General features: G+C 57.7%; 16 protein-coding genes, 2 tRNA genes, 3 rRNA genes and 1 pseudogene. 4 read left to right on the top strand and 18 right to left on the bottom strand.

Features of this window, described 5'->3' with window-relative positions; genetic code table 11:
* Nucleotides 1-28 precede the first annotated feature (28 nt).
* The 14 genes and pseudogenes from ACMTA2_RS27745 to ACMTA2_RS27810 all read right to left on the bottom strand — a co-directional run bounded on the left by ACMTA2_RS27745 (nucleotide 29) and on the right by ACMTA2_RS27810 (nucleotide 15,564).
* Nucleotides 29-2,332 carry a PqiB family protein gene (locus ACMTA2_RS27745; protein ID WP_413792646.1) on the bottom strand — a complete coding sequence of 768 codons (2,304 nt, stop codon included), beginning with the start codon at nucleotides 2,330-2,332 and terminating at the stop codon, nucleotides 29-31.
* Nucleotides 2,325-2,948: a paraquat-inducible protein A gene (locus ACMTA2_RS27750; protein ID WP_413792647.1), complete on the bottom strand. Its 624-nt coding sequence runs from the start codon at nucleotides 2,946-2,948 to the stop codon at nucleotides 2,325-2,327. The genes ACMTA2_RS27745 and ACMTA2_RS27750 overlap by 8 nt, the downstream gene beginning before the upstream one ends.
* Nucleotides 2,935-3,594, bottom strand: coding sequence for a paraquat-inducible protein A (locus tag ACMTA2_RS27755; protein WP_413792648.1), 660 nt, complete (start codon nucleotides 3,592-3,594; stop codon nucleotides 2,935-2,937). Before ACMTA2_RS27755 ends, ACMTA2_RS27750 begins: the two co-directional genes overlap by 14 nt.
* A gap of 148 nt (nucleotides 3,595-3,742) precedes the next feature.
* Nucleotides 3,743-3,858 (bottom strand): 5S ribosomal RNA (gene rrf / locus ACMTA2_RS27760).
* A gap of 157 nt (nucleotides 3,859-4,015) precedes the next feature.
* Nucleotides 4,016-6,907: ribosomal RNA gene (locus tag ACMTA2_RS27765) — 23S ribosomal RNA — on the bottom strand.
* Nucleotides 6,908-7,152: 245 nt separating this feature from the next.
* Nucleotides 7,153-7,228 (bottom strand) — tRNA-Ala (locus ACMTA2_RS27770).
* 30 nt (nucleotides 7,229-7,258) lie between these two features.
* Nucleotides 7,259-7,335 (bottom strand) — tRNA-Ile (locus tag ACMTA2_RS27775).
* Nucleotides 7,336-7,495: 160 nt separating this feature from the next.
* A 16S ribosomal RNA gene (locus ACMTA2_RS27780) occupies nucleotides 7,496-9,032 on the bottom strand.
* Together the 16S, 23S and 5S rRNA genes with 2 tRNA genes alongside form the textbook arrangement of a ribosomal RNA operon.
* 556 nt (nucleotides 9,033-9,588) lie before the next feature.
* Nucleotides 9,589-10,205: pseudogene (gene msrQ, locus ACMTA2_RS27785) on the bottom strand (protein-methionine-sulfoxide reductase heme-binding subunit MsrQ); the annotation flags it as partial.
* Nucleotides 10,205-11,218: a protein-methionine-sulfoxide reductase catalytic subunit MsrP gene (gene msrP / locus ACMTA2_RS27790; RefSeq protein WP_413792649.1), complete on the bottom strand. Its 1,014-nt coding sequence runs from the start codon at nucleotides 11,216-11,218 to the stop codon at nucleotides 10,205-10,207. The gene msrP and the pseudogene msrQ, both read right to left, overlap by 1 nt.
* A 75-nt stretch (nucleotides 11,219-11,293) precedes the next feature.
* A complete protein-coding gene (pssA, locus tag ACMTA2_RS27795; protein WP_413792650.1) occupies nucleotides 11,294-12,139 on the bottom strand; it encodes a CDP-diacylglycerol--serine O-phosphatidyltransferase in 846 nt (281 codons plus the stop codon).
* 144 nt (nucleotides 12,140-12,283) lie between these two features.
* Entirely contained in the window at nucleotides 12,284-13,300 is a 1,017-nt protein-coding gene (ilvC, locus tag ACMTA2_RS27800) for a ketol-acid reductoisomerase (RefSeq protein ID WP_042728776.1), read from the bottom strand.
* A gap of 45 nt (nucleotides 13,301-13,345) precedes the next feature.
* Nucleotides 13,346-13,837: an acetolactate synthase small subunit gene (ilvN, locus tag ACMTA2_RS27805; protein ID WP_003205610.1), complete on the bottom strand. Its 492-nt coding sequence runs from the start codon at nucleotides 13,835-13,837 to the stop codon at nucleotides 13,346-13,348.
* 2 nt (nucleotides 13,838-13,839) lie between these two features.
* Nucleotides 13,840-15,564, bottom strand: coding sequence for an acetolactate synthase 3 large subunit (locus ACMTA2_RS27810; protein ID WP_413792651.1), 1,725 nt, complete (start codon nucleotides 15,562-15,564; stop codon nucleotides 13,840-13,842).
* 401 nt (nucleotides 15,565-15,965) lie between these two features.
* Between ACMTA2_RS27810 and ACMTA2_RS27815 the strand changes: the two genes are divergently transcribed.
* Nucleotides 15,966-16,388, top strand: a complete 423-nt coding sequence (locus ACMTA2_RS27815; RefSeq protein ID WP_413792652.1) for a DUF4124 domain-containing protein — start codon at nucleotides 15,966-15,968, stop codon at nucleotides 16,386-16,388.
* Nucleotides 16,389-16,394: 6 nt separating this feature from the next.
* On the opposite strand, the gene ACMTA2_RS27820 is transcribed toward ACMTA2_RS27815, so the two are convergent.
* Genes ACMTA2_RS27820 through mrcB form a run of 3 tightly spaced genes read right to left on the bottom strand, consistent with a single transcriptional unit; the run spans nucleotide 16,395 to nucleotide 19,778 of the window.
* Nucleotides 16,395-16,724 carry a YqcC family protein gene (locus ACMTA2_RS27820; protein WP_053125268.1) on the bottom strand — a complete coding sequence of 110 codons (330 nt, stop codon included), beginning with the start codon at nucleotides 16,722-16,724 and terminating at the stop codon, nucleotides 16,395-16,397.
* On the bottom strand, nucleotides 16,724-17,443 hold the full coding sequence (locus ACMTA2_RS27825) for a tetratricopeptide repeat protein (protein ID WP_413792653.1): 720 nt from the start codon (nucleotides 17,441-17,443) through the stop codon (nucleotides 16,724-16,726). The genes ACMTA2_RS27820 and ACMTA2_RS27825 overlap by 1 nt, the downstream gene beginning before the upstream one ends.
* A gap of 16 nt (nucleotides 17,444-17,459) precedes the next feature.
* Nucleotides 17,460-19,778, bottom strand: a complete 2,319-nt coding sequence (gene mrcB, locus ACMTA2_RS27830) for a penicillin-binding protein 1B (protein WP_413792654.1) — start codon at nucleotides 19,776-19,778, stop codon at nucleotides 17,460-17,462.
* Between the two features lie 118 nt (nucleotides 19,779-19,896).
* On the opposite strand from mrcB, the gene ACMTA2_RS27835 reads away from it, so the two are divergent.
* From ACMTA2_RS27835 to ACMTA2_RS27845, 3 genes are all read left to right on the top strand, one after another.
* Nucleotides 19,897-21,453, top strand: coding sequence for a bifunctional aminoglycoside phosphotransferase/ATP-binding protein (locus ACMTA2_RS27835; protein ID WP_413792655.1), 1,557 nt, complete (start codon nucleotides 19,897-19,899; stop codon nucleotides 21,451-21,453).
* 91 nt (nucleotides 21,454-21,544) lie between these two features.
* The gene (locus ACMTA2_RS27840) at nucleotides 21,545-21,886 is read left to right on the top strand and encodes a pentapeptide repeat-containing protein (RefSeq protein ID WP_072411725.1); all 342 of its coding nucleotides are present in this window, start codon (nucleotides 21,545-21,547) and stop codon (nucleotides 21,884-21,886) included.
* Nucleotides 21,887-22,113: 227 nt separating this feature from the next.
* Complete coding sequence (locus ACMTA2_RS27845; protein ID WP_003205623.1) at nucleotides 22,114-22,386, top strand: TfoX/Sxy family protein; 273 nt, start codon at nucleotides 22,114-22,116, stop codon at nucleotides 22,384-22,386.
* Between the two features lie 221 nt (nucleotides 22,387-22,607).
* Here ACMTA2_RS27845 and ACMTA2_RS27850 read toward each other — a convergent pair whose 3' ends face one another.
* Entirely contained in the window at nucleotides 22,608-23,462 is an 855-nt protein-coding gene (locus ACMTA2_RS27850; protein WP_413792656.1) for a ChaN family lipoprotein, read from the bottom strand.
* Nucleotides 23,463-23,477: the final 15 nt, after the last annotated feature.

The raw sequence follows: 23,477 nt of genomic DNA on the forward strand, positions 1-23,477 counted from the left end.
GCTTCGCGAGCAGGCTGCAACTCGTGCCCTACTTATCGATCTTGATCTTCGGCGCCCAGGTCAGCCATTCCTCTTCAAACTTGTCGAACAGTGGGAAGGTCTGCTCCGGTCGGGCCGGATTGCCCATTCGCTCGCCATCCGGCGTTGCAAACGCAATGCCGCCCTGGATCAGCGTTTCTAGCGACTCGGTTCGCACCGTCGCGCCCTTGAACAGACCAAAGTCCAAACCGAAGCCACTGGAGTTCCAGAAGCGTGTGCCGCTGCGCACCAGCGGCGCGTATTTGGGCTCGATCAGGATATGGATCAGCACCCGGTCCGCCGTCTGGCCCAGTTCATAACCGGTGACCTTGCCCACCGTGATCTCACGATAGGTGACTGGCACGCCGATCTTCAACGAACCACGGCGGGCCGCACTCAACACCAGGCTCAGACCGGCCTCGGGCACCGCGCTTTCCGGTGGATTGGCCAAGGCCACGAAGCTTTTCTGTGGCCCGAGGTTTTTCACCGAAGGCTGCACTTCAATGTATTGGCCCGTGACCAGCGTCTCCAGGTTGGAAGTCTTCATCAACCCCAACTCAGGCTTGACCACCCAGAACTGGGACCCGACCCGGGCGATGCGTTCCGGCACTTCGGTGATACGCGCAGTGAGCAACACCGACTGCATGTCGGCGCTGAGATCGACATCTTCGATCTTGCCTACATCCAATCCTTTGAAACGGATCGGCGTACCACTGCGCAAGCCATCGGCGCGGTCGACCTTGATCGTCACGAGCGTGCCCTTCTGCTGTGCGGCTTCGCGATCCTCATGCAGACGAAACCGTGGGATACGCCTTTTCAACGGCACGTTAGGTTCCGGCGTTTCGAAGGCGATCCCGCCGGCCATCAAGCTTTGCAGGGACTCGCTCTTGACCTGTATCCCACCGGTCAAGCCACCCGTGAGGGTAACGCCGCTGGCGTTCCAGAATCGCGTCGAACCGTTGACCAGTCCTTCGTATTCCTTCTCGATGTGCACGCCGATGATCAGTTGCTTTTTCTTGCGAGAAAACTGGTAGCTCTGCACCGATCCGACCTTGACCTGCTTGTAGAGAATCGGGCTACCGACCTCCAGCGATCCGAGGTTCTCCGTCAACAAGACCAGATGCAATCCCGGTGAACGCAGGTCCAACGGCGGCGCCTTCGACCTGGCTTCGAACTCGCGTTGTGGCGCTCCGCCCTTGTCGCCTGGACGCACGGCAATGTAGTTGCCCTTGACCAGCGCCTCCAGGCCAGTGATGCCCGCCAGGGAAATCGATGGCTTGACGACCCAAAACTGAGCGCCGGCCACCAGATAATCTTCGGCCAACGGATCGAGGGTCAACTCCGCGCTGGCACTGGACAAGTCCGGGTCGACTTTCAAAGTCTTCAGGCTGCCGACCTGGATGCCCTTGTACATCACCGGCGTACGGCCAGCCTGCAATCCTTCGAAATCGCTGAGCTTGACCTTGACGCGAATCCCCGCAGCGGCAGCATCGAAATCTTCGTACAGACGAAACGGCAGGCTTGGATCCGTAGGTGGGCTGTCCCTACGGTTTTCCGGCGTGGCAAACGCGATGCCTCCCGCCACGATGCTGGCCAGGGACTCGCTGCGCACTTTGACGCCCGAGAGGTTGGCATCGATGCTGATACCACTGGCATTCCAGAAACGCGTGTGTTTACGCACCAGGCTGGCGTAGGTCGGCTCGATGAAAACTTTGATCTCGACAGTGCGCTGGTCTTCCGAAAGCAGGTAGCTTTTCACCTGACCCACCTGGATCTGCTTGTAGAACACCGGACTGCCACGGTCCAGCGACCCCAACCGGTCGGCCTTGATGGTCAGGTGCAAACCCGGCTTGGAATCCGACAGCGGCGGCTCCTCGGCCAAGGCCTTGAACTTGCGCGTCGACTCGCCCTCACCCGGGCTGATCGCCACGTAGTTACCCGAAACCAGGGTTTCCAGGCCTGTAATTCCCGCCAGGCTCACGCTCGGCTTGACCAGCCAGAAACGCGTTCCGGTCTTGAGGTATTGCTCGACGTCCTTGTTCATCTCTACAGTCGCGACCACGCCCTTGGAGCTGCCTTCATCATCGAGCGTAAGGGCCGTCACCTTGCCGACCGGCATCCCCTTGTAGACGACTTCGGTTTTGTTGACCTGGATGCCTTCGCCACTCTCAAAGCGCACACTGATCTCGATTCCGGTCTCGTTATAGGCCCGCCAGCCGAGCCAGCCGCCGATGATCAATGCAATCAGCGGCAGAACCCAGATGGCCGACCAGTTCGAAGCCGGTCGGGTTTTAGCGGTAGGCAAATCAGTCATGGTCGTTATCCGACTCCGTGTTATCCCAAATCAGCCGGGGATCGAAGGTTACTGCGGCAATCATTGTTAAAATCACTACGCTGGCGAAAGCAATCGCGCCGAGACCGGCTTCGACACTGGCAAGTCGCCCAAAATTCACCACCGCCACCAGAATGGCGATTACGAATATATCCAGCATCGACCAACGACCAATGAACTCGATGAAGCGGTACATCAGAATGCGTTGCCGCGCCGACATGGGCTGGTGCCGCTGCACCGAAAACAATAACAGGGCGATGCCCACCAGCTTGAAGGTAGGCACAAGGATACTGGCGATGAACACGACGGCGGCGATAGGAATCATGCCGTGCTGAACCAATTCGATGACGCCAGCCATGATAGTGCTCGGGGCCCCTTGGCCCAGCGAGTTGATGGTCATGATCGGTAGCATATTGGCCGGGATATAAAGAATCGCGGCCGTCATCAACAATGCCCAGGTTCGCATCAAGCTGTTCGGGCGACGTGGGTGGACCAGCGCGCCGCAACGAGTGCAGGTTTGTTTGTCGGCTTCAGCGTCCTGCCGATTCAACTCATGGCATTCCGTGCAAACCAGAATCCCGGCATCAATCGCCCGCATGGGCATCCTCTCCTGATAACGCCTGCCAGATCTGATGCGGTGACATCACCACTTCCAGCCAGACCTGGACCAGCAACAAACTGATGAAGCACACCAAGCCAAGGCCGACGGTAATGGCCGCCATGTCTGCCAACTTGACGATGGCCACCAGCACGCCCATGAGGTAAACCTCAAGCATCCCCCAATCGCGTAGATGGTGATAAATGCGGTACAGCAGCAAACCGTAACTACGGCCAACGTCCAAGCGAATGGTCAGCAGCACAGCCAACTGGCAAAGCAACTTGAGCAACGGGATGCCCATGCTGCACAGAAACACCACGGCCGAGACGCCTTGCATACCAGTATTGAACAGACCTACCACACCACTCCAAACGGTGTCCTGGGAGGACTGTCCGAGCAGATTGAGTTGCATGATGGGTAAGAAGTTGGCCGGGACATACAGCAGCAGGGCAGCGATCACCAAGGCAAGACTGCGTTCGACTACGTTGTGCCGGTGAGCGTAAAGTTCATAACCGCAGCGGGGGCACTCGGCCTTTTCGTCATGGGCCAGTTGGGGCTTGCGCATCAACAGGTCGCATTCATGACACGCCACCAGATCGCTCAGGGGTAAGTCTGACAACCTATCAGTGTCTGATGGATCGGGCATAAACAGCTCTGGCTCAGCTAAGTTGGGGCTATTCTAGTGCTCCAGCTCGAAAATAACTGTGCAAATTTATCATGAGCTTTCGCAGACTTTTGTGACGGACAAAACAAAACCCCTACCTGCGTCAGCAGATAGGGGTTTCGGAATTTAATCTTGACGATGACCTACTCTCACATGGGGAAACCCCACACTACCATCGGCGATGCATCGTTTCACTGCTGAGTTCGGGATGGGATCAGGTGGTTCCAATGCTCTATGGTCGTCAAGAAATTCGGTAGCCAGCGCGTACCTTGCGGTCACGTTCCAGCGAATGGGTATGCGATAGTTTGTGTGTTGTCGCTGACGTTCTCGAACTTTCGGTTCGTTTCGTCTTCACACACCGCAATCTGGTCTCTTTCGAGTTCACAAATTGCTTGGGTGTTATATGGTCAAGCCTCACGGGCAATTAGTACAGGTTAGCTCAACGCCTCACAGCGCTTACACACCCTGCCTATCAACGTCGTAGTCTTCGACGGCCCTTCAGGGGACTCAAGGTCCCAGTGAGATCTCATCTTGAGGCAAGTTTCCCGCTTAGATGCTTTCAGCGGTTATCTTTTCCGAACATAGCTACCCGGCAATGCCACTGGCGTGACAACCGGAACACCAGAGGTTCGTCCACTCCGGTCCTCTCGTACTAGGAGCAGCCCCTCTCAAATCTCAAACGTCCACGGCAGATAGGGACCGAACTGTCTCACGACGTTCTAAACCCAGCTCGCGTACCACTTTAAATGGCGAACAGCCATACCCTTGGGACCGGCTTCAGCCCCAGGATGTGATGAGCCGACATCGAGGTGCCAAACACCGCCGTCGATATGAACTCTTGGGCGGTATCAGCCTGTTATCCCCGGAGTACCTTTTATCCGTTGAGCGATGGCCCTTCCATACAGAACCACCGGATCACTAAGACCTACTTTCGTACCTGCTCGACGTGTCTGTCTCGCAGTCAAGCGCGCTTTTGCCTTTATACTCTACGACCGATTTCCGACCGGTCTGAGCGCACCTTCGTACTCCTCCGTTACTCTTTAGGAGGAGACCGCCCCAGTCAAACTACCCACCATACACTGTCCTCGATCCGGATAACGGACCTGAGTTAGAACCTCAAAGTTGCCAGGGTGGTATTTCAAGGATGGCTCCACGCAGACTGGCGTCCACGCTTCAAAGCCTCCCACCTATCCTACACAAGCAAATTCAAAGTCCAGTGCAAAGCTATAGTAAAGGTTCACGGGGTCTTTCCGTCTAGCCGCGGATACACTGCATCTTCACAGCGATTTCAATTTCACTGAGTCTCGGGTGGAGACAGCGCCGCCATCGTTACGCCATTCGTGCAGGTCGGAACTTACCCGACAAGGAATTTCGCTACCTTAGGACCGTTATAGTTACGGCCGCCGTTTACCGGGGCTTCGATCAAGAGCTTCGCGTTAGCTAACCCCATCAATTAACCTTCCGGCACCGGGCAGGCGTCACACCCTATACGTCCACTTTCGTGTTTGCAGAGTGCTGTGTTTTTAATAAACAGTCGCAGCGGCCTGGTATCTTCGACCGGCGTGGGCTTACGCAGCAAGTGCTTCACCCTCACCGGCGCACCTTCTCCCGAAGTTACGGTGCCATTTTGCCTAGTTCCTTCACCCGAGTTCTCTCAAGCGCCTTGGTATTCTCTACCCAACCACCTGTGTCGGTTTGGGGTACGGTTCCTGGTTACCTGAAGCTTAGAAGCTTTTCTTGGAAGCATGGCATCAACCACTTCGTCACCCAAAGGGTAACTCGTCATCAGCTCTCGGCCTTGAAACCCCGGATTTACCTAAGATTTCAGCCTACCACCTTAAACTTGGACAACCAACGCCAAGCTGGCCTAGCCTTCTCCGTCCCTCCATCGCAATAACCAGAAGTACAGGAATATTAACCTGTTTTCCATCGACTACGCTTTTCAGCCTCGCCTTAGGGACCGACTAACCCTGCGTCGATTAACGTTGCGCAGGAAACCTTGGTCTTTCGGCGTGGGTGTTTTTCACACCCATTGTCGTTACTCATGTCAGCATTCGCACTTCTGATACCTCCAGCAAGCTTCTCAACTCACCTTCACAGGCTTACAGAACGCTCCTCTACCGCATCACTTACGTGATACCCGTAGCTTCGGTGTATGGTTTGAGCCCCGTTACATCTTCCGCGCAGGCCGACTCGACTAGTGAGCTATTACGCTTTCTTTAAAGGGTGGCTGCTTCTAAGCCAACCTCCTAGCTGTCTAAGCCTTCCCACATCGTTTCCCACTTAACCATAACTTTGGGACCTTAGCTGACGGTCTGGGTTGTTTCCCTTTTCACGACGGACGTTAGCACCCGCCGTGTGTCTCCCATGCTCGGCACTTGTAGGTATTCGGAGTTTGCATCGGTTTGGTAAGTCGGGATGACCCCCTAGCCGAAACAGTGCTCTACCCCCTACAGTGATACATGAGGCGCTACCTAAATAGCTTTCGAGGAGAACCAGCTATCTCCGAGCTTGATTAGCCTTTCACTCCGATCCACAGGTCATCCGCTAACTTTTCAACGGTAGTCGGTTCGGTCCTCCAGTCAGTGTTACCTAACCTTCAACCTGCCCATGGATAGATCGCCCGGTTTCGGGTCTATTCCCAGCGACTAGACGCCCTATTAAGACTCGCTTTCGCTACGCCTCCCCTATTCGGTTAAGCTCGCCACTGAAAATAAGTCGCTGACCCATTATACAAAAGGTACGCAGTCACCCAACAAAGTGGGCTCCCACTGCTTGTACGCATACGGTTTCAGGATCTATTTCACTCCCCTCTCCGGGGTTCTTTTCGCCTTTCCCTCACGGTACTAGTTCACTATCGGTCAGTCAGTAGTATTTAGCCTTGGAGGATGGTCCCCCCATATTCAGACAAAGTTTCTCGTGCTCCGTCCTACTCGATTTCACTTCTAAGATCCTTTCGCGTACAGGGCTATCACCCACTATGGCCGCACTTTCCAGAGCGTTCCGCTAAAATCAAAGAAGCTTAAGGGCTAGTCCCCGTTCGCTCGCCACTACTAAGGGAATCTCGGTTGATTTCTTTTCCTCAGGGTACTTAGATGTTTCAGTTCCCCTGGTTCGCTTCTTGCACCTATGTATTCAGTACAAGATAACCATCTTATGATGGCTGGGTTCCCCCATTCAGACATCTCCGGATCACAGTCTGTTTGCCGACTCCCCGAAGCTTTTCGCAGGCTACCACGTCTTTCATCGCCTCTGACTGCCAAGGCATCCACCGTATGCGCTTCTTCACTTGACCATATAACCCCAAGCAATCTGGTTATACTGTGAAGACGACATTCGCCGAAAATTCGATCTTGCTCAACGAGCAACTCACAAATTTTACCTTAGCCTGATCCGTTACCAGTGAAAGTAACGTTCAGTCTATCTTTCTATCACATACCCAAATTTTTAAAGAACGAACTAGTCAAAGACTAGAAATCAACATTCACCATCGAACCGATGGAATGCTCATTTCTAAGCTTTATACAATCGAAGCAGTAGTGGTGGAGCCAAGCGGGATCGAACCGCTGACCTCCTGCGTGCAAGGCAGGCGCTCTCCCAGCTGAGCTATGGCCCCGTATTTCTACAGGCGTTTCCCACACAAAATTGGTGGGTCTGGGCAGATTCGAACTGCCGACCTCACCCTTATCAGGGGTGCGCTCTAACCAACTGAGCTACAGACCCAATTTCGAGCTACTAAGGCCGACCTCACCCTGCTCTTTACCACAGAGCATGGGGTGCGCTCTAACCAACCAAGCCACAACCCTTTTGGCTGCTTCTTTCGTCTTCTTCAATGAATCAAGCAATTCGTGTGGGAGCTCATGGAGCAGCTGCGGTCGTCGATTAAGGAGGTGATCCAGCCGCAGGTTCCCCTACGGCTACCTTGTTACGACTTCACCCCAGTCATGAATCACACCGTGGTAACCGTCCTCCCGAAGGTTAGACTAGCTACTTCTGGTGCAACCCACTCCCATGGTGTGACGGGCGGTGTGTACAAGGCCCGGGAACGTATTCACCGCGACATTCTGATTCGCGATTACTAGCGATTCCGACTTCACGCAGTCGAGTTGCAGACTGCGATCCGGACTACGATCGGTTTTGTGGGATTAGCTCCACCTCGCGGCTTGGCAACCCTCTGTACCGACCATTGTAGCACGTGTGTAGCCCAGGCCGTAAGGGCCATGATGACTTGACGTCATCCCCACCTTCCTCCGGTTTGTCACCGGCAGTCTCCTTAGAGTGCCCACCATAACGTGCTGGTAACTAAGGACAAGGGTTGCGCTCGTTACGGGACTTAACCCAACATCTCACGACACGAGCTGACGACAGCCATGCAGCACCTGTCTCAATGCTCCCGAAGGCACCAATCCATCTCTGGAAAGTTCATTGGATGTCAAGGCCTGGTAAGGTTCTTCGCGTTGCTTCGAATTAAACCACATGCTCCACCGCTTGTGCGGGCCCCCGTCAATTCATTTGAGTTTTAACCTTGCGGCCGTACTCCCCAGGCGGTCAACTTAATGCGTTAGCTGCGCCACTAAGAGCTCAAGGCTCCCAACGGCTAGTTGACATCGTTTACGGCGTGGACTACCAGGGTATCTAATCCTGTTTGCTCCCCACGCTTTCGCACCTCAGTGTCAGTATCAGTCCAGGTGGTCGCCTTCGCCACTGGTGTTCCTTCCTATATCTACGCATTTCACCGCTACACAGGAAATTCCACCACCCTCTACCATACTCTAGCTCGACAGTTTTGAATGCAGTTCCCAGGTTGAGCCCGGGGCTTTCACATCCAACTTAACGAACCACCTACGCGCGCTTTACGCCCAGTAATTCCGATTAACGCTTGCACCCTCTGTATTACCGCGGCTGCTGGCACAGAGTTAGCCGGTGCTTATTCTGTCGGTAACGTCAAAATTGCAGAGTATTAATCTACAACCCTTCCTCCCAACTTAAAGTGCTTTACAATCCGAAGACCTTCTTCACACACGCGGCATGGCTGGATCAGGCTTTCGCCCATTGTCCAATATTCCCCACTGCTGCCTCCCGTAGGAGTCTGGACCGTGTCTCAGTTCCAGTGTGACTGATCATCCTCTCAGACCAGTTACGGATCGTCGCCTTGGTGAGCCATTACCCCACCAACTAGCTAATCCGACCTAGGCTCATCTGATAGCGCAAGGCCCGAAGGTCCCCTGCTTTCTCCCGTAGGACGTATGCGGTATTAGCGTCCGTTTCCGAGCGTTATCCCCCACTACCAGGCAGATTCCTAGGCATTACTCACCCGTCCGCCGCTCTCAAGAGGTGCAAGCACCTCTCTACCGCTCGACTTGCATGTGTTAGGCCTGCCGCCAGCGTTCAATCTGAGCCATGATCAAACTCTTCAGTTCAAACATCTTTGGGTTTTGAGAAAACCCTAAACTTGGCTCAGCAATCGTTGGTTACATCTTTGATTTCTCGCGGAGTAACTTGTGATGCTGATAATCTGTTGACTAGCAGTCTGACTCCACAAGCACCCACACGAATTGCTTGATTCAGTTGTTAAAGAGCGGTTGGTTGATTCTTTCGTCTCAACCGAGGCGCGCACTCTACAGCGCCCCGTGTATCTGTCAAGCGGTTATTTTAAGAAGTTTTCAAAGTTTCACTTCGTAAACCTCAACAACTTCAACCACTTGCGCTTCCGATCTCTCGTTAGCGGGAGGCGAATTCTACAGCGTTACTCGCTGCTGTCAACACCTCTTTTTCACCGCTTTCGACCGAGAAGATCGAACCGCCGATAGAGCCAAACCACACCGCTCTATCCGCTCCTTCCAGACTTCGATGAACTGAAGCCCTGCGCCTTCGAAACCTACTTAACTCATTGAATCTCAAGGAGTTTTCCGTTTCGACTGCGCCGGAAGTGGGGCGAATTATAGACGTCCAGAATCTGCCGTCAACACTTAATTTCGCTTTTGTTGCAGAAGGACTTTCCTGCCCAGCAAACGCGGGATCCGCCGCATAACCGACGGAACCCTCAGTGCCAACAGTACGCCGCCTATAAAGGCGTATATCGACCACTCCTTAAGATCCGCCCGCACGATCCACAGCATATGCAGCAACCCAAGCCCCAGGATCAGGTACACCAGGCGATGCAGTTTCTTCCAGCGCACACCCAGTCGCCGCTGACTGTAGCGATTGGAGGTGATTGCTAGCGCCAGCAAACCGAGAAACCCAAGCGCCCCCACGATAATGTAAGGCCGCTTGCTCAACTCGACGCCCAACTGCGACCAGTCGAACCCCAATATGAACGCTGTATACCCACCCAAATGCAGCACGGCATAAGCAAAGCACCACAATCCCAACTGGCGCCTGACCGCAATCCACCCCGCCCACCCCGTCAACTTCTGCAACGGCGTCATGCTCAAGGTGATCAACAACAAGATCAGCGTTCCCAACCCGAGCCGATCCACCAGCACTTTGCCCGGGTCAGGACCCAACGAATTCATCAAAGCCTCGTAAAGCCAGAGCAACGGCCAGACTGCCGCGGCGATGAAGACGCTGACTCGCCAGACTGGAAAACGCATCAGTAGTCCTTCCTCAGGTCCATCCCTGCATATAAAGAAGCGACTTCATCCTGATAGCCGTTGAACATCAGCGTATCGCGCACATTGGGACTGAACAGCCCACTTGGCAAACGACGCTCACGCGCCTGGGTCCAGCGAGGATGATCGACCGCAGGATTGACGTTGGCATAAAAGCCGTACTCGTCAGACGCAATGCTTTGCCACGTTGTCTTCGGTTGCTCGCTCACCAGACTGATGCGCACGATGGACTTCACACTTTTGAACCCGTACTTCCAGGGGACCACCAACCGCAGCGGCGCGCCGTTCTGGTTCGGCAACTCCCGCCCGTACATCCCAACCGCAAGGATGGCCAACGGATTCATCGCTTCATCCAATCGCAAGCCCTCAACATATGGCCAGTCGATCAAGGCGAAACCGGAACGCTGCCCCGGCATGACCTTGGGATCCTGCAGGGTTTCAAAGCGGATGAACTTGGCCTTGGAGGTCGGCTCGACTTGCTTGAGCAATGCGGAGATGGGAAAGCCGATCCATGGAATGACCATCGACCAAGCCTCAACACAACGCAGTCGATAAATCCGCTCCTCCAGTTGATAAGGCTTCATGAAGTCTTCCAAACCATAGCGCCCCGGCTTGCCCACCTCCCCGTCCACCACCACACTCCAAGGCTCGGTCTTCAAGGATCCGGCATTGGCCGCCGGATCACCCTTGTCGGTACCGAACTCATAGAAGTTGTTGTAATGGGTCGCATCCTTGAACGGTGTAATGGGCTCATTCTTGACCGTAACCGCCTCCCATTGAACGGAGGGCAGTTTCTCGGCAAACCAGGATGGCGCCTTGCCCGGCTCGACATCGGCATAACGCGCTGCATCGGCAGCACTGGCCCATCGAGGCAGGCTGCTCACGGCGAGGCCCGCCATGGTTGCACCGAGCATTTGACGACGGGATAGATAGAGGGATTCGGGCGTGACGTCCGATTCACGGCAGTCGGACGACTTGGGGATCTTGATCAGCATGATAACTCCGCAGTATTGGAGGGCAGATGCACCAATAGACTGCGGAGTATGGGGGAAATTACATTAAGGCAACGTTTAGCGTCGACGAAGACGCAGCAAGTACTGCACCGGACCGGAAGCCGCGTAGGCAAGGAATACCAACAGCAGGATGCGCGGCGGATCACTGAACACCACCGCGAATACCAGCACCACCGCCAGAATCGCAACAAATGGCACACGGCCCTTCAGATCCAGCTCCTTGAAGCTGTTGTACTTGATGTTGCTGACCATCAGCATCCCGGCCGCGGCAACCAGCAGCGCTACCAGGAACGACATTTTTGAACCCTGGATGCCGTAGTCGCTGAATGCCCAGACAACCCCTGCCACGACACCCGCCGCAGCCGGACTGGCCAGGCCGATGAAGTAACGCTTGTCAGCCTTGCCTACCTGGGTGTTGAAACGAGCCAGGCGCAACGCCGCACCCGCCACATAGATGAAGGCAACCATCCAGCCGACCTTGCCCATATCCCCCAGCGCCCAGCCGAACGCCAGCAACGCGGGAGCCACGCCAAACGCGACCATGTCGGACAGCGAGTCGTACTCGGCGCCGAACGCGCTCTGGGTATTGGTCATGCGGGCAACACGCCCGTCCAGGCCATCGAGCACCATGGCGACGAAGATCGCAATGGCGGCGAATGCGAAGTAACGGCTCGCTCCCGCACTATCGCCAGCGCTCAAGGCGGCCTGGGCACTTATGGAGTTGATGATGGAATAGAAACCGGCGAACAGGTTCGCGGTGGTGAACAGATTCGGCAGCAGATAGATGCCACGATGCCGGACCTTACGGCCTTCAGCGTCATGGCCTTCTTCGACGTGCTCATCGATGGGCAACAGGCTTTCGGCGTCAGGAGCCTGGTTTGGCTCGTCGGGACGTTCGCTCATGGGCAATACCTTGCAACGGTGTGAAAAAATTCGACAGAAGTCTGGGACGACGGTTCGGTCGCAAACGATGCAGCTTTATACCAGAAGCCACCGCCCAAACGAAAAAACGCGGCCGAGGCCGCGTTTTTCGATCAAGCTCGCGACTTAGTTCTTGGCTTTGTCGACGATCTTGTTGGCGCTGATCCACGGCATCATCGAGCGCAGTTGCTCACCGATGATTTCGATACCGTGCGCAGCGTTGTTACGACGCTTGGCGGTCATCGAAGGATAGCCGGTAGCCCCTTCGCTGATGAACATCTTGGCGTATTCGCCGTCCTGAATACGTTTCAGGGCGTTGCGCATGGCCTGGCGGGACTCGGCGTTGATGACTTCCGGACCGGTCACGTACTCGCCGTATTCGGCGTTGTTGGAGATCGAGTAGTTCATGTTGGCGATACCGCCTTCGTACATGAGGTCAACGATCAACTTCAGCTCGTGCAGGCACTCGAAGTAAGCCATTTCTGGCGCGTAACCCGCTTCGACCAGGGTTTCGAAACCGGCTTTCACCAGTTCGACGGTACCGCCGCACAGAACGGCTTGTTCGCCGAACAGGTCGGTTTCGGTCTCGTCCTTGAAGGTGGTTTCGATGATGCCGGTACGACCGCCACCCACACCTGCCGCGTAGGACAGGGCAACATTCTTGGCGTTACCCGAAGCGTCCTGGTAGATCGCGATCAGGTCAGGGATACCGCCGCCTTTCACGAATTCGGAACGCACGGTGTGACCCGGAGCCTTCGGTGCGATCATGATCACGTCGAGGTCAGCACGTGGCACGACCTGGTTGTAATGGATCGAGAAGCCGTGGGAGAAGGCCAGGGTTGCGCCTTTCTTGATGTTCGGTTCGATTTCGTCACGGTACAGCGCGCCCTGGAATTCGTCCGGAGTCAGGATCATGACCAGGTCGGCAGCGGCAACGGCGGAAGCCACGTCAGCCACTTTCAGACCATGGGCTTCTGCCTTGGCAACGGTGGACGAGCCTTTACGCAGGCCGACGGTCACGTCAACGCCGGAATCCTTCAGGTTGCAAGCTTGCGCGTGACCTTGGGAACCGTAGCCGATGATGGCGACTTTCTTGCCTTGGATGATCGACAGGTCGCAGTCTTTATCGTAGAAAACTTTCATGAATTTCCCCTATATCCGGCCGTTCAGGCCATTCGCTAATTTGGTTTAGATGCTCAGTACTTTGTCGCCACGGGCAATCCCGGTGACGCCACTGCGTACGGTTTCCAGAATCGAGGCAGTGCCGATCGATTGGATGAAGCTGTCGAGCTTGTCGCTGGTACCGGTCAACTGAACGGTATAGACGCTGGCGCTGACATCGACGATCTGCCCACGATAAATATCGGTAGTACGCTTGATCTCGGCGCGCTGGGCGCCGGTGGCCTTGACCTTGACCAGCATCAGTTCACGCTCGATGTGAGCGCTTTCCGACAGGTCCACCAGCTTGACCACCTCGATCAGCTTGTTCAGGTTCTTGGTGATCTGCTCGATGATTTCATCGTGCCCCACGGTGGTCAGCGTCAGACGCGACAGGGTCGGGTCTTCGGTTGGCGCCACGGTCAGGCTTTCGATGTTGTAGTTGCGCTGCGAGAACAGGCCTACAACACGAGACAGCGCACCCGGTTCGTTTTCCAGAAGCAAGGAAATAATGTGTCGCATGATTAGGTACGCTCCGTCTTGCTCAGCCACATATCGCGCATGGAGCCGTCTTTGATCTGCATCGGGTAGACGTGCTCGCTGGTGTCGACCGCGATATCGATCACCACCAGGCGATCCTTCATGGCGAACGCTTCCTCCATCTTCGACTTCAAATCCTTCGATTCGGTGATGCGCACGCCAACGTGACCGTAGGCCTCCGCCAGCTTGACGAAATCAGGCAGCGATTCCATGTAGGAGTGTGAGTGACGGCTGCCGTAGCTCATGTCCTGCCACTGGCGAACCATCCCCAACACACCGTTGTTCAGGATCACGATCTTCACCGGCAAACCGTATTGCAGGCAGGTGGACAGTTCCTGGATGTTCATCTGGATGCTGCCTTCACCCGTGACGCAAGCGACATCGGCTTCCGGAAAGCTCAACTTGATGCCCATGGCCGCCGGGAAACCGAAGCCCATGGTGCCCAGGCCACCGGAGTTGATCCAGCGGTTGGGTTTGTCGAACTTGTAGTACTGCGCGGCAAACATCTGGTGCTGGCCCACATCGGAGGTCACAAAGGCATCGCCCTTGGTCACTTCGCACAGGGTTTCGATCACGGTCTGCGGCTTGATCATGCTGCCGTCGCCCTTGTCATAAGGGAACAGGCCGCGGTCGCCACGCCATTCATCGACCTGCTTCCACCAACTGACCACGGACTCCTTGTTCGGAACCTCGCCGATTTCCTTGAGAATAGCGACCATTTCGGTCAGCACGCTCTCTACCGGACCGACAATTGGCACGTCTGCCTTGATGGTCTTGGAGATGGACGCCGGGTCGATGTCGATGTGGATGATCTTGGCGTTCGGGCAGAACTTCGCCGGACCGTTGATGACACGGTCGTCGAAACGCGCGCCCACCGCCAGGATCACATCGGCGTGGTGCATCGCCAGGTTGGCGGTGTAGCTGCCGTGCATGCCGAGCATGCCGATGAACTGACGGTCTGAACCCGGGAACGCACCCAGGCCCATCAGCGTATTGGTGACCGGCAGGTTGAGCATTTTCGCCAGCTCGGTCAGCGGCGCCGAGCCACCGCCGAGGATCACGCCACCGCCGGAGTACAGCACAGGGCGCTTGGCCGCCAGCAGCATTTCCGCCGCCTTGCGGATCTGCCCGGAGTGTCCACGGACCGCCGGGCTGTAGGAACGCAGCTTGGCTTTTTTCGGGAAGATGTATTCGAACTTTTCGGCCGGGTTGGTCATGTCTTTCGGGACATCGATCACGACCGGGCCCGGACGACCGGATTCGGCCAGGTAGAAAGCCTTCTTCATGACTTCCGGGATTTCCGACGCGTGCTTGATCATGAAGCTGTGTTTCACGATCGGCCGGGAGATACCGATCATGTCGGTTTCCTGGAACGCATCGGTGCCCACCATGGTGCTGGGCACCTGGCCGGAGATGATCACCATCGGGATGGAGTCCATGTACGCGGTGGCGATACCGGTAATGGCGTTCGTGGCGCCAGGACCGGAAGTCACCAGGACCACGCCGGCCTTGCCGGTCGCACGGGCATAACCATCAGCCATATGGGTGGCCGCCTGCTCGTGACGAACCAGGATGTGGGTCACTTCCGGTTCTTTGAACAGGGCATCGTAGACATGAAGAAGAGCACCACCGGGGTACCCATAGATATATTTGACGCCTTCGTCACGCAAAAAGCGGACGAGCATCTCACCGCCAGATAAAAGCTCCACGTTGTTCACCTCTAAAACGCCAGAATACCGACCCCCACAAAGGGGACGGGTCTTAATAGGTTTACTTCTCGGCAGAGCATGAGCGACGGTGGTCGCCGACTACGTCAGCACTGACTGAGCAAGTATTGGGATCGTCCCAAGTGTTGCGGGCCTTTCCCACCCAGCGCGAGGTAACGCGTTGCGGGTGTAACAGGTCGGCGCGGATGTGCGCCTCATGATCTGCCGAGTGGGCCTGCTTCTGGCAGCCCCTCTACAGCGGACTTTGGATTCTTCTGTTTCGCCTCCTTCAAGTCAAGTCGTCTATGTGCTTTATTCGAAGTAAGCGCATGAGAACGCAAGAAAAAACCCTTAAACGGCAACTGTGTTAGCTTCAATTGCGCAACCCAAGACAAGGAAACAGCATGCGAATGATCTTCTTGACGGCCAGCCTGCTGGTTGGCCTGAGCCCGATAAGCATGGCCGGCCAGGTCTATAAGTGGGTGGACGCCCAGGGCGTTACCCATTTTGGCGCCCAACCACCTGACGGCGCGGAGGCCACGACCGTGATCAAGTCCGCCCCTCCCGCCCCCAAACCCACAGCGCCGCCGTCCGGCGGGGTCATTGGCGACCAGAAGGCCATCGACGAACAGGTCAGGAAACAGGTAGCCGAGCAGGAAGCCCAGCTCAAGGCGTTCTGCGAACAAGCCCGGACCAACCTGGCCCAATTACAGAACAATCCCAGGGTGCGCGAAGACGTGGAGGGGGAAATGCGCCGCCTTACGGAGGAAGAACGACGCCAGCGGATCGATGAGACCCGCCAGCAGATAGAGGAGCACTGCCAGTAGTGACAGTCAGCCGACGTCGCTGATCAACTGATCGAATTGCGCCAGCAGCCGCTGCAACTCGGCGCCTTGCCCTGGCCGCTGGGCATAGACCATCTCGGCCATGGCAAGGATGCCCGAGGCGTTGGGCAGCGGCAGATCGTTTTCCAGGATGGCTTTCATTCTGGGCAGGAAAATCCATTGCAGCCATTGCTCGAAGTCCAGCGTGTCGACCGCGAACGGCTCGACGCTGGCCAGCGCCTGCGCCGAAGGCGAAACCTCGCTCCACCAGCCCTGGACCCGCAGCTCCCGCTCGATCAGCAGCAACTGGTCGGCGATTTGGGGAAAACGCGTATCCATCAGAGCGAAACCTTGGCCTTCTGACGGGCCAGCGCCGCGCCAGCCGAATCGCCTTGTTTCTCACGGGCCTGGGCGATCAATTCCCACAGGCTGGCCTGAAGTGCCGGGCGACCACTGGCGAACGTCAGGCCACGGCGGGCCAGTTGTTCCGCTTGCGGCGCATCACCCTGGGCCATGCGCACCTGGGCCAGGCGATAAAGCACCTGCGGTTCGCGCGGCGCCACACGCTGGGCACGCTCCAGGCTGGACGACGCACCGTTGAGGTCACCGCCGGCCTGTTGCTGTTGCGCCGTGGTCAGCAGGGCCAGCACCGGGCCGTCCAGTTGTTCATCGGCGGACAAACCACCGGAACTGGCCGACGGGATGCTGCTCGGCGTCGAAGGCAGGCTGTAGCTGCCCTGATCGATCGGCGAGGTTTCGATAGGTCCTGGCGTGATCGGGCCCGGCGTGATCGGCGTACTGCTGATCGGTGCCGAAGTCGTCGCGCCACCACCGGGCACCATCACGACGACACCGGTGTCGCCCTGGGGGATTGCCTGGACCTGGCCCTGCGCGGGCCGCTTCACCGTCGTTTGACGGAAACCACCGTTGGCCGAGATCCGCTCGCCGTTGGACACAGCCGTGCCGGAGTCAACGACCGGAATCGAACCGCGTTGTACGGTAGAGCAACCACTGAGCAAAGCCACGGCCGTTACCGCTGGAATCAACCACTTGTTCACTTGAAACCCTCTTTGCTTAATTCATCCAGTCCTTGACCCAATCCATCACCGATTCGGCAGGATTCGTACCGCCACAGGCGGCACCGGGTGGCGGTTCGCTGCCGCGAATATACGGCATCTGTACGGCACCGGGGCAGTTGGCATCGGAACCTTGGCCAGTGCGCGAATCGACCCAGGCCTGGACGATGTTGTCCGGTTGCGGCATGTCGAGCGGCAGCGGGTCGGCCTTGCGCATGAAACTGGTCCAGACCTGCAGCGCGCCGGTGGCACCGGTGAACGGGGTCTTGCCGTTGTCGTCACGCCCGAGCCAGACCACTGCCAGCAGGTCTTGGCTGAAACCGGCGAACCAGCTGTCGCGCGAGTCGTTACTGGTACCGGTCTTGCCCGCCAGCGTCAGGGTCCGGGGCAACACGTTATAAACCGAACTGCCGGTGCCTTCACGCATGACCCGCTGCATCGCGCTCTGGATCAGGTAAATGGAGGCCGGATCGAAACGCTGCTGGATCTGGAACGGATAACGCTTGAGCGGCTCGCCATCGGCGGTCAACACGCTGCGAATCCCGCGCATCGGCGTATTGAAGCCGCCATTGGCCAGCGTCTGGTACATGGCCGCCACTTCTATCGGCGTAAGGCCACCGGCCCCCAGCAGCATCGACGGGAAGGCCGGGAATTCGCGGCTTACCCCCAGGCGCGCAAGGGTCTTGAGTACGTTCGGCACGCCGACTTCCAGCCCGAGGCGAGCCGTCGAAAGGTTGTAGGAATGCGCCAGCCCCTGGTAGAGGAACACCGTGCCGTGGGAACGACGATCGTAGTTCTGCGGTTTCCAGACCTGGCCATCCGCGCCCTTGACCGAGAACGTCTCGTCCGACAGCCAACTGGTCAGCGTGTACTGGCTCGGTTTTTCCAAAGCGGTGAGGTACACCGCCGGCTTGATCAGCGAGCCAATCGGGCGCACCGCATCCAGGGCCCGGTTGAAGCCGGCGAAACTGGCCTGGCGACTGCCGATCATGGCCTGGACTTCACCGGTTTCAGGATTGGTCACCACCATGGCCGCTTCGACTTCGTCGGCGCCCTTGCGCCCGCCCAGCCGCTTGAAGGTGTCCTCGACCGAGGCCTCGGCCTTCATCTGCAGGATCGGGTCGAAACTGGTGAAGATGCGCAGACCTTCTTCGGTCAAGTCTTCGTCGCGGTAGTCTTCCCGCAGCTGACGCTTGACCAGGTCCATGAAGCCGGGGAACGAACTGTCCGCCAGGCTGCCACGCTTGGTCACGCCCAACGGCATCTTTTTCGCTGCTTCGACTTGCTCGGCCGTCGCCACACCTTGTTGTTGCAGCAAGTCGAGCACCAGGTTGCGCCGCTCGAGGGCACGTTCGGGATTACGACGTGGGTTGTAGGAAGACGGCCCCTTGACCATGCCCACCAGCAACGCGACCTGGTGCAGCTTGAGCTCGGACAGCGGCTGGCTGAAGAAGAACTGGCTGGCAAGGCCAAAACCGTGGACCGCCCGTTGACCGTCCTGGCCGACGAACACCTCGTTGAGGTACGCCTCCAGGATCTCCTGCTTGTCGTAGTGCAGTTCCAGCAACAGCGCCATCATGGCTTCGGTCAGTTTGCGCGTCAGGCTGCGCTCGTTGGTCAGGTAGAAGTTCTTGACCAACTGTTGGGTCAGGGTACTGCCGCCCTGGCGCATATGCCCCGAGGATGCGTTGACCCAGATGGCCCGGGCAATCGACTTGGGCGAGACGCCGAAGTGATGGTAGAAATCGCGGTCTTCGACGGCGATCAGCGTATCAAGCAGGAACGGTGGCACCTGATCGATCTTGATCAGGATCCGGTCTTCGAGGTTCTTGGGGTACAGGCCACCAATCAGCAACGGTTCAAGACGCACCACCGACAGGCTCGCGTTGTTGGCGCCGGTCAGCGCAGCCACGTAGTCGCCGGAAAAACGCACCCGCACCGGTTGCGCCTGCTCCATGCCTTCATAGAACTGAAAACCACGGGTGTTGAGGTCGATGGTATTGCCGTTGACCGAGGCCGCCCCCGGACCATTGGCTACGCTTTCACGGCGATAGCCCAAGGCATCGAGCTCGGTCAGGAAATCAGCCTTGCTCAGCTTTTGTCCGACGAACAGTTCCAGCGGCCGGGCATAGACCTTGGCCGGGATGGTCCAGCGCTTGCCGGAGAATTTCTCCTGGACCACGGCATCGAGATAGACCGCGAAACCGGCGAGCACGACGAGGCCCACCAGGCTGAGTTTAAGGGCCCAGCCCAGCCAGGGCCGCAGGCGGCTGGCGGGTGGTTTCTTGGGGGTACGGGAGGATCGGGTACGAGTCATGGCGGCGGATTATACGCACTTTGTCGGGGTTCAACATGAGCCCGCCAAGCGGTTTGCGTTAGCGCGGCTTGCGGCCATAATGACGGCCTTGAATTTTCCAGTCTATGAAGGACCGCCCGTGAGCCAATCCCTGATCGCTGCCCTGCAAAACCCGGCCCTCTACCCGCATCCCGTCGAAGAGTTCCAGGTCATCGAAACTCACATTTCCTGGGTATTGCTCACCGGGCCATATGCCTACAAACTCAAAAAGCCGGTCAACTTCGGCTTCCTCGATTTCACCAGCCTCGAGGCGCGCAAGCACTTCTGTGGTGAGGAGTTGCGCCTCAACCAGCGCCTGACCCAGGACCTGTACCTGGACGTCCTGCCAATCACCGGCAGCGCCGAAGCGCCGCAGCTGGGTGGCGACGGTCCGGCCATCGAATACGCCCTGAAGATGCGTCAGTTCCCCCAGAGCCAATTGCTCAGCACGCTGCAAGCCAACGGCGAACTGACCACCGCGCACATCGACGAGATGGCGGCCCAGATCGCCCAGTTCCACCTCGCCACGCCCAAGGTGCCCGCCGAGAACGCCGCCGGCACGCCGCAAAGCGTGATGGCGCCGGTGCTGCAGAACTTCGAGCAGATCCGCCCATTCCTCAACGACAAGGCCGACCTGCTGCAACTCGAAGCGCTGCAAGCCTGGGCCGAAAGCAGTTTCGAACGCCTCAAGCCACTGCTCACCCAGCGCAAGGCCGAAGGCTTCATCCGCGAATGCCACGGTGATATCCACTTGGGCAACGCGACCGTGATCGACGGCAAAGTGGTGATTTTCGATTGCATCGAATTCAACGAACCGTTCCGTTTCACCGACGTCTACGCCGACACCGGATTCCTGGCGATGGACCTGGAAGATCGCGGCCTCAAGTCCCTGGCGCGGCGTTTCGTCAGCCAGTATCTGGAACTGACCGGCGATTACCAGGGCCTGGAACTGCTGAACTTCTATAAAGCCTACCGTGCCCTCGTCCGGGCAAAAGTCGCGCTGTTCAGCATGCCGGCCGAAGCCGATCCAGTGCAGCGCGCCACCACCCTGCGCCAATACCGCAACTACGCCAACCTGGCCGAAAGCTACAGCACCATTCCTTCGCCCTTCCTGGCTATCACCCACGGCGTTTCGGCCGTTGGCAAAAGCCATGTGGCGATGCGCCTGGTAGAAGCACTGGGCGCCATTCGCCTGCGTTCGGATGTCGAGCGCAAGCGCTTGTTCGGCCAGCAACAGGTCCCCAACACCCCCCAGTCCGGCATTTATAGCAGCGACGCGAGCAACGCCACCTACGCCCGCCTGCATGAAGTCGCCGCGACGATCCTGCGCGCCGGATTTGCGGTGGTGATCGATGCCACCTATCTCAAGCACGATCAGCGCGACGCCGCGGCAAAAGTCGCCGAGGCCACCGGCACTCCGTTCCTGATCCTCGACTGCGAGGCGCCGCAAGCCGTCATCGAAAGCCGGTTGGCACAGCGCCAGGCCGATCAGCAAGACCCTTCCGATGCGAATCTGGCGGTCATTGCCGCACAACAATCCAGCCGTGAAGCCCTGACCCCGGCGGAAATTCTCTGCAGCAAACGGGTCCAAACCAACGAAAGCGGCACGCTCGACGTCGTGGTCGCCCAGATCCGTCAGCGCCTGCCAGGCCTCTAGGCCACTATTTCGGCCGTGAAGCGATGCTCGGCTTCACGGTCGCCAAATAGTGGCACTATACTGGCGTCATAAAACCAACAGGTGATATGAAATGAGCCTCCCCAAGCTTCTCACTACCCCGCTTTATGCCTTGCTGCGCAAAGACGATATCGCCGGGTTCAACAGCGAACGCCCACAAGGTCCGGTCGACATGCGCGGCGGCGATTTTCGCGGCCTGGATCTGCGGGAACTGAACGCAGACGACGTTGATTTCAGCGACGCCTACTTCCGCTCCGCAGATCTGCGCGGCATCGATTTTCGCAAGTCGTCATTGGAAGGGGCGAGCCTGGCCCATGCACAGATATCCGGGGCCTACTTCCCGCCCGAACTGTCTGCGGACGAAATCCTCATGTCGATGAACTTCGGCACCCGGCTGCGCTACCGCACCCGCTGACAGTGTTTGAGTCGGGTCGGCCAACAGGTGACCTGCCGCGACCCAACCCTACAAATCTCCAGCGCCCCCGCTTGCGCTGGAGAATGCAGCCCTTTCCCACCTCATCGTGCGTAATGCATTAGAAGCTTTTGCGTCGAATCCCACCAAAGAACCACGCTTTTCCTACTGACCGCTACACTGCTCAGAAGCTTGCCCACCGCACCAGTCGGCCGTCGCAAGGAGGCTCGATGAATGATGAACTGCAACACCTGAAGAATCTGGGCAAGACATCGGCCCAGTGGCTGCACGCCGTGGGTATCCACAGCGCTTCCGATCTACGCCGGCTCGGGGCGGTGGACGCCTATCGCGCTGTGCGCACGCGCGGCTTCCGGGCGTCCAAGGTGTTGCTGTACGCCATCGAGGGCGCGTTGATGGATGTGCATTGGAATGACATCCCCGCTGAACGCAAGGAAGCCCTGAATAAGCAGCTGGATGCCATTTCGACGCGTCACAAGGCCTGAGGTCTCTTTCGTTTCCAATGCGAACCTTGGCCGAAAGATTATTTCGATAAATCGCAAAACAACGTTTGACATGGTAATGAGAATCGCTATGATTACCACATCCGGTCGCGAGACTGGTCGATATTTGAACAGCCCTTGGTTCGGACTCTCAGATATCTCCTCATCAGGCTAATCACGGTTATTTGACCCGGCTCTTGCCGGGTCTTTTTTTGCCTGCAATATCACTGACCGATGTGTTCACGCATCTGCGCGCAATAATCCTGGGGCGGCATGGCCGGGGTGTACCACACGTAGTCCGCCATGGACGAGTTCACGTCACTGCCCTCCTCGGCCAGCATCAGGACGATCGGTGCTTCACTGGCGCCAAGATCCAACGCATGCAGCGGCACGCCGACATCTTTGCGCCCATGCCAGGCGCCGGCGAACAACAATGTCGGCGTCGGCGCCTGCAGCAAACGTTCGGCCATGCGCCGGTCACGCTGTTGCTGCACGGCCAACATCGGCGGCAATTGCGACTCTGGCAGCAAACCACAGTGGGATTCACGAATCTGTCCCAACAACGCCTCTTTTACCGTAGCGGCATTGGAACGAGTGCCCATCAAACTGGGCGCTTTTCGATAGAAACGCTGGATCTCGCCGGCGTCCAGGTTGGCGGCCAGCAACGGATAGCGCTGCGCCAGGGCAAACTCGACGACGGGTCCATACAGGCTCCAATCCCAGCCGGGGGACCAGTCCAGTGCGCTGGGCAGGTCCTTCGGCAAGGCGGGTAGCTGGCGGACCGAATCAACGCGCGGCTGCTGGGCGGGGGTAAGCATTTCCAGCAACAGACTGCCCTGGGCCCGCTGCCCCGCCAGGGCCTGGAGCAGCCAAACCTGGAGTGCGTGGTGATCGCGATTGTCGTGCTGCTCCCCTACCACCACACGGGGGGCGCTTGCCAAGCGCTCGACCAACGCCTGGGGCGTCATGGCCTGGCCATTGTGCAAGTCACGGATTCGCCCGCCGAGCGGAGGCGGTACGTGGCTCTGACACGCCGTCAGCACACTCAATGCCAGAATCAGGAGCAGGCGCACGTTCATATCCTCCAGGACGCC

It is taken from the genome of Pseudomonas medicaginis (assembly GCF_965119365.1).
In the GTDB taxonomy this organism is placed as follows: Bacteria; Pseudomonadota; Gammaproteobacteria; order Pseudomonadales; family Pseudomonadaceae; genus Aquipseudomonas.

Bases quoted from the DNA above. Each gene is read 5' to 3' on its own strand.
- ACMTA2_RS27745 (WP_413792646.1), bottom strand. From the start codon at position 2,332: ATGACTGATTTGCCTACCGCTAAAACCCGACCGGCTTCGAACTGGTCG.
- ACMTA2_RS27750 (WP_413792647.1), bottom strand. From the start codon at position 2,948: ATGCGGGCGATTGATGCCGGGATTCTGGTTTGCACGGAATGCCATGAG.
- ACMTA2_RS27755 (WP_413792648.1), bottom strand. From the start codon at position 3,594: ATGCCCGATCCATCAGACACTGATAGGTTGTCAGACTTACCCCTGAGC.
- msrP (WP_413792649.1), bottom strand. From the start codon at position 11,218: ATGCTGATCAAGATCCCCAAGTCGTCCGACTGCCGTGAATCGGACGTC.
- pssA (WP_413792650.1), bottom strand. From the start codon at position 12,139: ATGAGCGAACGTCCCGACGAGCCAAACCAGGCTCCTGACGCCGAAAGC.
- ilvC (WP_042728776.1), bottom strand. From the start codon at position 13,300: ATGAAAGTTTTCTACGATAAAGACTGCGACCTGTCGATCATCCAAGGC.
- ilvN (WP_003205610.1), bottom strand. From the start codon at position 13,837: ATGCGACACATTATTTCCTTGCTTCTGGAAAACGAACCGGGTGCGCTG.
- ACMTA2_RS27815 (WP_413792652.1), top strand. From the start codon at position 15,966: ATGCGAATGATCTTCTTGACGGCCAGCCTGCTGGTTGGCCTGAGCCCG.
- ACMTA2_RS27820 (WP_053125268.1), bottom strand. From the start codon at position 16,724: ATGGATACGCGTTTTCCCCAAATCGCCGACCAGTTGCTGCTGATCGAG.
- mrcB (WP_413792654.1), bottom strand. From the start codon at position 19,778: ATGACTCGTACCCGATCCTCCCGTACCCCCAAGAAACCACCCGCCAGC.
- ACMTA2_RS27840 (WP_072411725.1), top strand. From the start codon at position 21,545: ATGAGCCTCCCCAAGCTTCTCACTACCCCGCTTTATGCCTTGCTGCGC.
- ACMTA2_RS27845 (WP_003205623.1), top strand. From the start codon at position 22,114: ATGAATGATGAACTGCAACACCTGAAGAATCTGGGCAAGACATCGGCC.
- ACMTA2_RS27850 (WP_413792656.1), bottom strand. From the start codon at position 23,462: ATGAACGTGCGCCTGCTCCTGATTCTGGCATTGAGTGTGCTGACGGCG.